The sequence below is a fragment of the Mesorhizobium qingshengii genome (assembly GCF_027563465.1).
Taxonomy (GTDB): Bacteria; Pseudomonadota; Alphaproteobacteria; order Rhizobiales; family Rhizobiaceae; genus Mesorhizobium; species Mesorhizobium qingshengii_A.
Genome location: NZ_JAPFQA010000003.1, coordinates 166,532 through 179,651, shown reverse-complemented (window position 1 = coordinate 179,651; position 13,120 = coordinate 166,532). Strand labels below are relative to the sequence as shown.

At 63.4% G+C, this 13,120-nt stretch carries 10 protein-coding genes; 1 reads left to right on the top strand and 9 read right to left on the bottom strand.

Annotated elements, in window-relative coordinates; all coding sequences use genetic code 11:
* Positions 1–14 precede the first annotated feature (14 nt).
* Positions 15–1,211: an acyl-CoA dehydrogenase gene (locus tag OOJ09_RS09855; RefSeq protein WP_269905034.1), complete on the bottom strand. Its 1,197-nt coding sequence runs from the start codon at positions 1,209–1,211 to the stop codon at positions 15–17.
* A gap of 156 nt (positions 1,212–1,367) precedes the next feature.
* Here OOJ09_RS09855 and OOJ09_RS09850 point away from each other — a divergent pair, with 156 nt between their 5' ends.
* Positions 1,368–2,279 carry a LysR family transcriptional regulator gene (locus OOJ09_RS09850; RefSeq protein ID WP_269905033.1) on the top strand — a complete coding sequence of 304 codons (912 nt, stop codon included), beginning with the start codon at positions 1,368–1,370 and terminating at the stop codon, positions 2,277–2,279.
* On the opposite strand, the gene OOJ09_RS09845 is transcribed toward OOJ09_RS09850, so the two are convergent.
* The 8 genes from OOJ09_RS09845 to OOJ09_RS09810 form a co-directional block, all read right to left on the bottom strand.
* Complete coding sequence (locus OOJ09_RS09845) at positions 2,280–4,604, bottom strand: Tex family protein (protein WP_269905277.1); 2,325 nt, start codon at positions 4,602–4,604, stop codon at positions 2,280–2,282.
* Positions 4,605–4,729: 125 nt separating this feature from the next.
* Positions 4,730–5,911 (bottom strand): serine hydrolase domain-containing protein, encoded by a 1,182-nt coding sequence (locus OOJ09_RS09840; RefSeq protein WP_269905032.1) that lies wholly within the window; start codon positions 5,909–5,911, stop codon positions 4,730–4,732.
* 32 nt (positions 5,912–5,943) lie between these two features.
* Complete coding sequence (locus OOJ09_RS09835) at positions 5,944–7,140, bottom strand: serine hydrolase domain-containing protein (protein ID WP_269905031.1); 1,197 nt, start codon at positions 7,138–7,140, stop codon at positions 5,944–5,946.
* A 65-nt stretch (positions 7,141–7,205) separates the two neighbouring features.
* The gene (locus OOJ09_RS09830; RefSeq protein WP_269905030.1) at positions 7,206–8,240 is read right to left on the bottom strand and encodes an extracellular solute-binding protein; all 1,035 of its coding nucleotides are present in this window, start codon (positions 8,238–8,240) and stop codon (positions 7,206–7,208) included.
* A gap of 24 nt (positions 8,241–8,264) precedes the next feature.
* The gene (locus OOJ09_RS09825; protein ID WP_269905029.1) at positions 8,265–9,065 is read right to left on the bottom strand and encodes an ABC transporter permease; all 801 of its coding nucleotides are present in this window, start codon (positions 9,063–9,065) and stop codon (positions 8,265–8,267) included.
* Positions 9,058–9,978, bottom strand: a complete 921-nt coding sequence (locus OOJ09_RS09820; RefSeq protein WP_269905028.1) for an ABC transporter permease — start codon at positions 9,976–9,978, stop codon at positions 9,058–9,060. Before OOJ09_RS09820 ends, OOJ09_RS09825 begins: the two co-directional genes overlap by 8 nt.
* A gap of 2 nt (positions 9,979–9,980) precedes the next feature.
* Positions 9,981–11,081 carry an ABC transporter ATP-binding protein gene (locus tag OOJ09_RS09815; RefSeq protein ID WP_269905027.1) on the bottom strand — a complete coding sequence of 367 codons (1,101 nt, stop codon included), beginning with the start codon at positions 11,079–11,081 and terminating at the stop codon, positions 9,981–9,983.
* A gap of 141 nt (positions 11,082–11,222) precedes the next feature.
* Positions 11,223–12,902, bottom strand: coding sequence for an amidohydrolase (locus OOJ09_RS09810; RefSeq protein ID WP_269905026.1), 1,680 nt, complete (start codon positions 12,900–12,902; stop codon positions 11,223–11,225).
* Positions 12,903–13,120: the final 218 nt, after the last annotated feature.

Sequence of the window (13,120 nt, the reverse complement as noted above, 5' to 3'; positions counted from 1 at the left end):
AACGGTTGGCCGGCTCAGAAAAACGCCTGCAAACCCGTCTGCGCCCTGCCGAGGATCAACGCATGCACGTCATGCGTGCCCTCATAGGTGTTGACCGTCTCCAGGTTCTGCGCGTGGCGCATGACGTGGTAGCCGATCTGGATGCCGTTGCCGCCATGCATGTCGCGGGCCTGGCGGGCGATGTCGAGCGCCTTGCCGCAATTGTTGCGCTTAACGATCGAGATCATTTCCGGCGCCATCTTGCCTTCATCCAGCAACCGCCCGACGCGCAAGGACGCCTGCAGCGCAAGGGCAATCTCGGTCTGCATGTCGGCGAGCTTCTTCTGGTAAAGCTGCGTGCCGGCCAGCGGCTTGCCGAACTGCTTGCGGTCGAGGCCATACTGGCGGGCGCGATGCCAGCAATCTTCCGCGGCGCCCATGGCGCCCCAGGAAATGCCATAACGCGCCCGGTTGAGGCAGCCGAACGGGCCTTTCAGCCCCGAGACATTGGGCAGCAGCGCGTCCTCGCCGACCTCGACGCCTTCCATCACCACTTCGCCGGTGATCGACGCCCGCAGCGACAGCTTGCCGCCGATCTTCGGCGCCGAGAGGCCCTTCATGCCCTTTTCCAGCACGAAGCCGCGGATCTCGTCCTTGCCGTTCTCGCCCTTCAACTTCGCCCAGACGACGAACACGTCGGCGATCGGCGCGTTGGAAATCCACATCTTCGAGCCGCTGAGCTTGTAGCCGTTCGCCGTCTTCTCGGCGCGCGTCTTCATGCCGCCCGGATCGGAGCCGGCATCCGGCTCGGTCAGGCCGAAACAGCCGATCCACTCACCACTGGCGAGCTTGGGCAGGTACTTCTTGCGCTGCTCTTCGGAGCCATAGGCGTGGATCGGATACATCACCAGCGACGACTGCACGCTCATCATCGAGCGGTAGCCGGAATCGACGCGCTCGACCTCGCGCGCCACCAGCCCGTAAGTCACATAGTTGGCGCCGAGACCGCCATACTCTTCCGGGATGGTGATGCCGAGAAGGCCGGCCTCGCCCATTTCGCGAAAGATGCCGGCATCGGTCTTTTCATTGAGATAGGCGTCCTCGATCCTGGGCGCGAGCTTGTCGGCGGCAAAAGCCGCCGCACCGTCGCGCACCATGCGCTCGTCTTCCGAAAGCTGGTCCTCGATCAGGAACGGGTCTTCCCAGACGAATGCATTCTTGTCGGCGGCCATGGCGTTCTCCCAGACTCGTGCATGCCGACCAAAGTGCTCAGTGGCTTTGGGAACAACGACATGCGTGAAGCAAGATCCTGGCCCGGCTTATCGGCCCCCGGCCCGAAAAAATCAAACGAAATTGCTTCACCGATCAATGAGCGTTAGTAATGGATCATGAGTGTCCAACGCCGCCTTTTGCCCAACATCAGCGCCCTCGCCGCTTTCGAGGCCGTGGCCCGTCTTGGCAGCTTCACCGCCGCCGCCCAGGAACTGGATCTGACGCAGGGAGCGGTCAGCCGGCAGATCAGATTGCTGGAGGATCAGTTCGGCCGCCGGCTGTTCGAACGCGACAGCCGCAATGTTCGGCTGTCGGCATCGGGGGAAATCTATGCCGAGGCGGTGCGTTCGGCGCTTGGCCAATTGCGTGACGCCGCGCTCGGATTGATAAGCAATCGGCATAGTGGCATCCTCAACCTGGCCATCCTGCCGACCTTCGGAACGCGCTGGCTGATGCCGATGATCCCCGATTTCGTCGAAAACAACCCTGATATCACCATCAACTTCGTCACGCGCGTCGGCCGCTTCGACTTCGCTCGCGAGCGGCTGGATGCCGCCATCCACTATGGGCTGCCGGACTGGCCGGAGGCCGACTCGACGCTGCTGGTGCGCGAAACGGTGGCACCGGTCGTGTCACCCGAATTCCTCGCCGGCCGCGCCATCGCCACCCCGGCCGATATCGGCCGCTTGCCGCTGCTGCACATGGCGACGCGCCCCGGCGCCTGGACCAAGTGGTTCGAGCATCAGGGCCTGAGCGCGCCGACCGGGCCGGGCATGCAGTTCGAACAGTTCGGCACCGCCGCCCAGGCCTGCATGGCGGGGCTCGGCGTGGCGCTGTTGCCGCTGATCCTCATCGCTGGCGAATTGCAGCGCGGCCAGTTGGTGCCGGCGCCCGGCCAGCCGATGCAAAGCCGCAGCGCCTATTATCTTGTCGTCCCTCACGACAAGCGCGGCCATCCGCCCGTCGCCAGTTTTCGTGACTGGCTGCTGGGCCAGGTTGAGAAAGAGCCGGCTGTTCTGGCGTGGTAGCTACTTCCGCTTCAGCGCATCCGCCAATGCCGCACCAAACGCACCTTGTTGCGCGGGGCGTTCCGGCTGGCGCTGCGGCGCCGGCGAACGTGGCGCGGGCCTGCCGCCGCCATTGTCGCGCGGTCCGCCGCGCGGTGCGCCACCCTCGCCGCCATCCTTGCGCATGGACAGCGCGATGCGCTTGCGCTTGATGTCGACGTCGACGACGCGCACCTTGACCACGTCGCCAGCCTTGACCACCTCATGCGCGTCCTTGATGAAACGGTCGGCGAGTTGCGAGACATGCACCAGTCCATCCTGGTGCACGCCGATATCGACGAAGGCGCCGAAGGCCGCGACATTGGTGACCGTGCCTTCCAGCAGCATGCCGGGCTTCAGATCCTTGATGTCGTCGATGCCGTCGGCGAAGGTCGCCGTCTTGAAGCCGGGGCGCGGATCACGGCCCGGCTTTTCCAGCTCCGCCAGGATGTCGCGCACCGTCGGCAAGCCGAAACGCTCGTCGACGAAGACGCGTGGGTCGAGCGCCTTGAGCGCGGCACTATCGCCCATCAACGAGCGCACATCGCGCCCGCAGGCGGCGACGATCTTCTTGGCCACGCCATAGGCCTCCGGATGCACCGACGAGGCATCGAGCGGCTCGCTGCCATTGGCAATCCGCAGGAAGCCGGCGCATTGCTCGAACGCGCGAGGTCCAAGCCGCGCCACCTTGAGCAGGTCCTTCCGGCTGGCGAAGGGGCCGGTCGCATCGCGATGCGCGACGATGGCGTCGGCCAGCGACGCGCCAAGGCCCGAAACCCGCGCCAGCAACGGTGCCGAAGCGGTGTTGAGATCGACGCCGACGGCATTGACCGCGTCCTCGACCACCGCCTCCAGTGACCGGCCGAGCCGGTACTGGTCGACGTCGTGCTGGTACTGGCCGACACCGATCGACTTGGGCTCGATCTTGACCAGTTCGGCCAGCGGATCCTGCAGCCGCCGCGCGATCGACACGGCGCCGCGCAGCGACACGTCGAGACCAGGGAATTCCGCCGCCGCCGTCGCCGATGCCGAATAGACCGAGGCACCGGCCTCGCTGACGATCACCTTGAGCGGCTTAGGTCCTGAATCCGACGGCATGTCGGACAGCATGTCCGCCACCAGCTTTTCCGTCTCGCGGCTGCCGGTGCCGTTGCCGATCGAGATCAGTTCGACCTTGTGCAGGCGGATGAGTTTGGCGAGCTCCGCCTGCGTGCCGCGCACATCGTTCTTCGGCGGGAACGGATAGACCGTCGTCGTTGTCAGCACCTTGCCGGTGCCATCGACCACCGCAACCTTGACGCCAGTCCGGATGCCGGGGTCGAGGCCCATCGTGGCACGTGATCCGGCGGGCGCGGCGAGCAGCAAATCCTTGAGGTTGCGGGCAAAGACGTGGATCGCTTCGTCCTCGGCCCGCTCGCGCAGGTCGCGCATCAGGTCGAGCGTCAGGTGCAGCGACAGTTTGATCCGCCACGTCCAGCCGGCGACCTCCATCAACCAGCGATCGCCCGGCAGGCTGCCGCCGATGGCATAGGCATTGGCGATCATCCGCTCGACCGGCTTCACCGGCGAGGTGTCATCGGCATCGACCTCGATGTCGAGCGACAGCACTTCCTCGTTGCGGCCGCGCAGCATCGCCAGCGCCCGGTGGCTCGGCACATTGGCCCAGCGCTCGACATGGTCGAAATAGTCTGAGAATTTCGCGCCGGCCTCCTGCTTGCCGTCGACCACCCTGGCGCGCATGAAGGCGCGTTCCTTCATGTAGGTCCGCAATTTGCCGACCAGGTCGGCATTCTCGGCGAACTGTTCCGACAGGATATCGCGCGCGCCGTCGAGCGCCGCCTTGGCGTCGGCCACCTCCTCGGTGACATAGGCGAGCGCCAGCTCGGCAGGCACCAACGCGCGGTTCGCGAGGATGGCTTCGGCCAGTGGTCCAAGCCCGCGCTCCCTGGCGATTTCAGCCTTGGTGCGTCGTTTCGGCTTGTAGGGCAGATAGATGTCTTCCAGCTCCGCCTTGGTGGTGGCGGCGGTGATCTTGCTTTCAAGCTCCTCGGTCAGCTTGCCCTGCTCGCGGATGGAGCCAAGGATGGTGTCGCGGCGCGCGTCGAGTTCACGCAGATAGGCAAGACGCTCGGAAAGCAGCCGCAACTGCGTGTCGTCCAGCCCGCCGGTCACCTCTTTGCGGTAACGCGCCACGAACGGCACCGTCGCGCCCTCGTCGAGCAGTTCGATCGCCGCGGCCGCCTGTTCGGGGCGCGCGGCGATCTCCGCCGCGATGATGGCCGCGATGCGCTTGATGTCGGATGCCATGTCGTTCCTGCTCTCGTCGAAAGAGCGGCGACCATAGGCGCAGACTTTCAGTCCGCCAACCGCCGCGTTTCCATCCGCCCGGCGGTCCACAGGAAAGCGCGGGCTGATTTGCGGCATGGGGAGGATCAGATCATGCGGCTCAGCGCCTCGAAGAACGCGACGATCTCGACATCGAGCGGGTCGTCGACCGGTTCCGGCTGCGACGACATCTTGGCGATCACCACTTCGGTCTTCGGATCGACATAGAGCCACTGGCCATGGATGCCGATGCCGCAATAGGCGCCGTTCTCGGCACCGGTCTGGTACCATTTGTTGCGATAGCGGCCCTTGGGAAACAGCAGCGCCATCGTGCCACGCTGCCAGGCTTCGGAACTGCCGCCGGTGCTGGTCGTGTCGCGCACCCACGCCTCCGGCACGAGGCGCTGGCCATTGGCCATGCCGCCTTGCCGCATCATTTCGCCGACACGGGCCAGATCGCGCGGCGTCACCGAAATGCCGCCGGCGGTACGCGCCGTGCCTTCCATGTCGACGCCGATCGAGGCTTCGCCGAAGGCGCCGAGCGGCAGCCACAGTTTCTCGCGCATCAGGTCGCTGAAGCGCTGGCCGGACGCCCGCTCGAGCAGGATGCCGAGCAGGTCGGAATTGGGCGAGCGGTAGCGGAAGGTCTGGCCATGCGGCTCGGCCAGCCGTTGCAGCGTCAGGATGAATTCGCGCAGGCTTTCCGTGCCGCCGCCTGGGTTCCACAGCGTGGCGCGGCGATAGCGGGCAAAGGCGCTTTCCGGGTCGAGATAGGCTTCCTCGAAATCGAGGCTGACGCTCATGTCGAGCACGTGCCGTACGCTCGCATCGCCATAGGCGGAGCCGGCGGCTTCAGGGATATAGACCGTCACCGGCGCTTCCGGATCGAACGCCCCCTCGCCCTCCAATATGCCGGCGACAATGGCGGTCAGCGATTTGCTGATCGAGAAGATGATGTGGCGTGCGCCGAAATCCATATGCGGCGCGAACCAGTCGCCGACGATCTTGCCGCCCTTCATCACCGTCAGCGCATCGGTGCTCGATCGTACGAGGAACTCGGCCACCGTCTCGGGAGCGCTTGCCACCATGATCTTGTCGCCAAGCAGGCCACCCATATCCCGCACCGGCGCCTCGACAACACCCGGCGCTGCCGCCACGCGTGCGGTCGGCACCAGTTCGCCCAGATTCTGGAACGACCAGCGGTTGAACGGATTTTCACGCCAGTTGGCGAGCAGCACCTCGTTGCGGCGGAAGCCGTAGCGGGTCTCGAACGCGGTCTTGCCGGTCATGGCGTTTCCTTCCGGGTCGTTTCTTTTGGAATTCAGCTGAGTGCGGCGGCGATGGCGTGCACGGCCTTCAGCGTCGCTATGGAATAGGCGACATTGCTGAAATCCGGATAGGTCGAAAGCTTCACCACGACCATTCCGGTGTTCCAGTCGATATGGATCATCTGCCCGAACACACCCCGGCACATCAGCGCGCGCGAGCGCGGATCTTCGATCCAGAACTGGTTGCGATAGCTGCCTTCCGGCAGGCTGGGGCTGAAGTCCGGCCCGTGCCTGCCATTGCGCGTCGCCTCGATCCAGTCGGCCGGCACGATGCCGCCGCCATTGTCGAGGATCAGCTGGCCAAAGCGGCCATAGTCGCGCAGCGTCGCGTTGAAGCCGCCATCGGCCACCGCATAGCCGGCGCTGTCGACGGTGAAGCAGGCGCTTTCATCGGCGCCGAGCTTTTGCCAGAGTTCTTCCGAAACCAGCTGCGGCAGACGCTTGCCCGTCACCCGTTCCATGATGAAGGCGAGCACATCGGTCTCGATCGAGCGGTACTCGAACGCGGCACCGTGCGGACGGATTGTTTCCTTCAGGCCGAGGATCAGCTCGAACATGTGCGAGGGCCAGCGAAAGGCGGGATCGCTGCCCGGCGGCACCGGCTTCCATCCCGTGGCGACATCGACCTGACCGATGTCCGAATAGCGGTCGGTATACGCCTCGGAAAAACGCACCCCGCTCGTCATGTCGAGCACGTGCTGGACGCTGGCGCCGGCCCAGCCTGTCTCCGCCAGCTCCGGCAGATAGTCCGTCACCGGCTTGGCCGGATCGATCAGGCCGCGGCCGACCAATATGCCGAACACCGAGCCGGTGACGGACTTCGCCATCGACTGCGACAAATGCAGCGTGCGCTCGCCCATGCCGTTGAAATAGCGCTCATAAGCTATCCTGCCGTCCTTGAGCACCAGGAAGCCATCGGTGTAGGTCTCGTCGAGCAGTCCGGCGAGCGTCGTTGGTGCGCCTTCACTATCGCTCACCGCCAGCCCGTCGAGATCGGCCTCGGCGCGTTCGAGACGGTGGCGATGGCCATTGCCGCGCCAGACTTCGGCGGTCGGCAGGATTTCGCGGATATGCTGGAACGCCCAGCGGTTCCAGGGCGGCCGGTCCCAGTCGAGCTTCGGCGGCACCATGACGGGCGGCGAGCCCTGCATGATCGGCGGCTGCGGATCGGAGTTGCGATAGGAGTCCATGAAGCCGCCCAGTGAACATGAAAACGGACCCGGCGGTATTTGCCGCCGGGTCCGTCGAAGCGCAGTTACTTCTGCAGTTCGGTCCAGATCTTGGTGTAGATGTCCTGGATTTCCGGAGCACACATCTGCTGCAACTCGGCATGCGGCTTGTCGGCTGCCGGAATGACAACTTCCGGTGCGTCCTTCATGTCGGCAGGCATGTACTTGTCCGAGCCGACGATGGCGTTGGCGTAGCGGTGGAAAGCCGAGAGACCTGCCGCGTTTTCCGGATCCATGATGAAGTTCTGGAACAGCTTGGCGTTCTCGACATTCTTGGCTTCCTTCAGAACGACCACATTGTCGCTCCACAGGCCAAAGCCTTCTTTCGGATAATTGTAGTGGATGGCCGGGTTGGCCAGCCGCTGACGCAGCGCCGAGCCGTTCCAGTCGCTGGTCGCCTTGAAATCGCCGGCGCCCATCTTCTCGATGGTGTTGTACTCCATCGCGATCCAGTTCGGCTTGGCCGCGACAAGCGTGTCGCGCACCTTCTTCAGCACGTCCTTGTCGGTGGTGCACTGCTGGCCGCCGACATACTTGATCGCCGCGAAGATGACGTCGTTCATTTCGGGAACGACGTTGACCTTGCCTTTCAGTTCGTCCGGGGTGTTGAAGATGATGCCCCAGCTGTTGGCCGGTCCCTTGTAGGCGTCGGTGTTGACGACGACGCCTACAGTGCCCAGGGCCCACGGCACCGAATATTTGCGGCCCGGGTCGAATTCCGGGTTGGCCCATTCGGGCGCGACATTCTTGAAATTCTCCATCTTGCCCGGATCTGTTTCCTGGACGAGACCTTCCTTGATCCAGATCGGCACGTAGGTCTGTGACGGAACCGCGATGTCGAAGCCGGTGCCGCCCTGGCGAACCTTGGCCAGCGCGGTGTCGTTGGAATCGTAATCGGTGATGGTCACCTTGACGTTGTATTTCGCTTCGAACTTCTTGATCACGTCGGGGCTGGTGTAATTGCCCCAATTGTAGATGTTCAGTTCGCCATCGGCGCGAGCCAGGCTCGTCGATGCGAGCAGCGCCAACCCCATGGCGGTCGCTGTTGTCTTCCAGTTCATGGTGTTAACTCCCATTTTTCAGATTCAGTCTCGTTTCCTGCTGATGAAGAAGAACAACGTCACGATAGCGACCGACAAGAGCAGGAACACGGTCGATATCGCGTTTATCTCAGGCGTTATGCCGCGCCGTATCTGGCCGAGCATGTAGGTGGGCAGCGTATCCTGGCCTCCCGACTTGACGAATTCGGTGATGACAACATCGTCGAGCGAAATAACGAAAGCCAGCATCAGGCCGGCCAGAATACCGGGCCACAGCAGTGGCAGCGTGATGCGCCTGAAGGTCCGCCACGGCGTCGCGTAGAGGTCGGCGGCGGCACGCTCCAGCGTCAGGTCCATGTTTTCAAGACGCGCCCTGATCGGCAGATAGGCGAACGGAACGCAAAAGGCCGTGTGCGCCGCGATCAGGTAGCCGAGGCCGGAATAGCCGGTGAAGATCTTGATGCGCGAGAAGAAGATCAGCAGCGCCACGCCGGTGACGATCTCGGGCACCATCAGCGGCTGGTTGATCGCCGCGTATTTGAACGTCAGGCCCGGATAGGGCGCCGTGCGTGTCGTGGCGAGCGCGGCCATGGTGGCGAAGATGGTGGAGAATATCGCCGCGATGGCGCCGATCTGGAAGGAACGCAGGGTCGCATCGATGACCTGCGTGTTCTGCCACGCCGACTGGAACCATTTGAGCGAGAAGCCACCCCATTCCGATGTCGATGTCGCTGCGTTGAAGGCGTAGATGACCAGCACGATGATCGGCAGATAGAGCACGATAAAGCAGGTCGCCGCGATCGTCGTGAAGCCGGGCTGATGCTTGATGGAAAAGCGTTTAGCCATGACGCACCCCCGACTTGCCGGCGTTGCGCACATAGGCAAGCAGCGCCACCATGACGATGATCATGACCGCGATCGACAGCGCCGAGCCAAGCGGCCAGTTGCGGCCTTGCCCGAACTGCAATTCGATTAGGTTGGAGAGCATCATGTTCTTGCCGCCGCCAAGCACGCTTGGCGTCACATAGGCGCCAAGTGCTGGAATGAAGACCAGGATGGAGCCGGCGATGACGCCGGGTTTGACGAGCGGGAAAATGATCTTGCGGAGCACCTTGAAGCGTGTCGCGTAGAGATCATAACCCGCCTCGACCAGGCGGAAATCGAGCTTTTCCATGCTGGCATAGATCGGCAGCACCATCAGCGGCAGATAGACATAGGCCATGCCGATCAGGATCGCCGTGTCGGTGTAGAGAATCTGGATCGGCGCCGAGATGATGCCGAGCTTGAGCAGCACCGTGTTGATGATGCCTTCGTTGCGGATGATCTGCAGCACCGCGAAGGTGCGGATCAGAAGGTTGGTCCAGAACGGTATCGTGATCAGGAATAGCCAGAGATCGCGTGTCTTTTCGCTGCGCGTCGCCATGAAATAGGCGGTCGGGAAGCCAAGCGCCAAAGTGGCGATGGTTGTCACCACCGACAGCTTGATCGAGCGCAGGAAGATGGTGACGTGGGCAGCAGCAACGGAAAGCGTATCGTCAAAGATATCGCGTTCCAGAAACACCGCTATCCAGGCTTCCGGCGAGAATTGCCACTTCACGTCGCCATAGGAACCTGGCGTCAGGAACGAATAGACGAGCACGATCAGCAACGGCCCGGTCGCGGCGAGAAAAATGATCAGCAGCGCTGGCGCGGACAAAAGCCAGCGGTCGCGGATATCGCGCCGCTCCGCTGCCTTGGCGATTTCCTCTGCGGTCGCCATTGTCAGTCCTTCAAGACCTGAGCGGCATCGCCGCCAATCAGGATGCCGACCTTGCCGCCCTGCACGATCCCATCGCCGGCGCCACGGCTGTTCTGGCGTCGCACGATGAAGTGCTCGCCATCGGCAAGGCGCAGATGGAAATGCGTATCCGTGCCGAGATAGACGATGTTCTCGACCGTGCCCAACAGTGAGGCACCGGGGCTGGCGGCACTCAATTGCGCATGTTCGGGGCGCACCACGATGGTCACCTTGCCCTTGGGAACGAGGCCCTCCGGCAGCGAGGCCGGGATTTCCGCGCCCGATGACAGCCTCACTGTCGCACGGCCCCCGGACACACCAACCACATCGGCCTTGAGGAAATTCGATTCGCCGATGAAATCGGCGACGAAGCGTTCGGATGGCCGGTCGTAGATGTCGCGCGGCGAGCCGACCTGCAGGATCTTGCCCGACGACATCACCGCGATGCGGTCCGACATCGTCAGCGCCTCTTCCTGGTCATGGGTGACGAAGATGAAGGTGATGCCGGTCTCGTGCTGCAGCCGCTTCAGTTCGATCTGCATTTCCTTGCGCAGCTTGTAGTCGAGCGCCGACAGCGGCTCGTCGAGCAGCAGCACCTTGGGCTGCGGCGCCAGCGCCCGGGCCAGCGCCACACGCTGCTGCTGGCCACCGGAAATCTGGCTGGTGCGACGGGACGCCAGCGCCTCCATCTGGACCAGCTTCAGCATTTCGGTGACGCGCGCCTTGATCTCGGCCTTCGGCTTGCCCAGCATTTCCAGACCAAAACCGATATTGTCGGCGACCGTCATGTGCGGAAACAGCGCGTAGGACTGGAAGACGGTGTTGACCGGCCGCTTGAAGGGCGGCAGCGGCGCGATATCCTGGCCGTAGAGCAGGATTTCACCCGCGGTTGGGAAGTCGAAGCCGGCGATCAGCCGCAGCAATGTCGTCTTTCCGCAGCCGGAGGGGCCCAGCAGCGTGAAGAACTCGTTCTCGCGGATAGATACCGAGACCGTGTCGAGGGCGGCAACCTGCCCCTCACCTGATCCGAAAATTTTGCTGACGTTTACTACTTCAATCGCATTCCGATCCGGTTTGTCCGGCACGATTACGCCTCACTGTTGACCCCACTCTTGCTGGCGGAGCTCTTCCCCTGTTGGATGTGACCACAAGGCCGGTATGTTGGCAAGCCCGGCATTGAATCACAGTTCAGTCAGTCATTTCGGCTAGCAAGCCGCATGCCATTGTCAGGCCTGATAGGTAACCTTGCCGCCACAGATCGTCGTTACCGGCCGCACCTTGTGCAATGTTTCCGGCGCTGTCGCTTCCAGATCGGCCGAAAGCACCACCAGATCGGCCATATAGCCCGGCTTCAGGGAGCCCTTGCGGTGCTCGGCGAATTCGGCATAGGCGCCTTCGACTGTATAACCGGCGAGCGCTTCATGCAGCGAGAAGCTCTGGTCCGGGTCGCTGTCTGCCCAAGGTTTGCGCAACACTGCCGCCTGAATGCCCAGGATCGGATCGATCGGCGACACCGGCCAGTCCGACGCGAAGACGACACGCGCGCCGGCATCCTTCAAGGTCCGCCAGGCATAGCTCAGCGGCCAACGCGCCGGCCCGATGCGCGATATCGTCGGCTCCAGTGGAAAATCCATGGCGCCAGGCGGATGCGGCGGTTGCATTGACGCGATGACGCCGAGTTCGGCGAAACGGGGCACGTCGGTGGTCGTGATGACCTCGATGTGCTCGACCCGGTGGCGGCTGTCGCGCTTTCCGTTCGCCTTTCGTGCAGCTTCATAACCGTCGAGCACCGCGCGCACGGCGCCGTCGCCGATCGAATGCACGGCGATCTGCAGCCCGCGTCTATCGACTGCGACAGCCAGATCGATGAATTGTTGCGGTGTAAAGAGCGGCTCACCCACCCAGTCCGGACGGTCCGCGTAAGGCTCGACCATGACAGCGGTCCAGGAATCGAGCACCCCGTCGTAGAACACCTTGACCATGCCCGACGACAGCCATTCGCTGTCGTAGCGCCCGGCCATGTCAGACGCCTTGTCGAGCATGTCGAGTGTCATGAAGTTCTTGTAGTGGAAAGGTATCTGCACCCGGCAGGGCAACCCTTCCTCGGCCTCGATCTCGGCCAGCAGCTCGAGCTGATAGAGGTTGCCGTCCATGTTCTGGATCGAGGTGATGCCGTGGCGAGCGCACCAGGCGAGCCCGCGCCGCATGATGTCACGGTCAGCGGCCCGCTCGGCCGCCGTCGGCATCGGGTCCGGCTCGCCGCCGGTTGCCAGGCCCAGCCGCACCCGGCTTTCGCCGGCAAGGTCGAGCACCGGGCCGAAGGCTTCGCCCTCGCGCAATTCGCCCGCGGCGAGGCCATCATCGCCCATGACGATTTCGTTGCCCGGCCCCAGGGTGCGCCCATTCAGGATGCCGGCCATTTCCAGCGCCCTGGTGTTGGCCCACATGGTGTGATGATCGGGCGCGGCCATGACGAAAGGCCGGTCCGGCAGGATCGCGTCGAGATGATGGCGTGTTACCCGCTCGCTGCCGAGCACGGTGTAGTCGACGCCCTGCCCGACCAGCATCTTTGCGTCGAGCCGTGTCGATGCATAGTCGCGGATCGCCTTTTGCAGCGCCTCGAAGCCGTGAACGCCAGCCAATTGTAGATGGGCAAGCTCGGCCGCGCCGGAAAACAGATGCATGTGGGCTTCGATGAAACCCGGGACCACCGAACCGCCCTCGGCGTCGATGACCTTGGTGCCCGGCCCCTTGAGCGCTTCGATGGCGGCCCGACTGCCGACGGCGATGATGGTGCTGTCCTTGATGGCAATGGCTTCGGCGGCGGGATTGCCATCGTCCATGGTCAGCACACGACCATTGATGACGATCAGATCCGCACTACGACCCGCACCCGTGACAGACATCGCGACTCCGCGCTTTTGACGACTGACTGACACCGGCAACGCCCCGTGCCCAACAAGCTGCCACTCCGCTGGAGCGGCGCCATGGGACAAAAAATGATGCCAGCGCGCTGCCTTCGAAATTCCCCTTGTTATCCCTAGGAACAGCGTGGATAAAGAATGCGACTGATTATTCGCGTTTGTCAACATGCGGAATTTAGAATGTATTGTGGGCAGCCCCC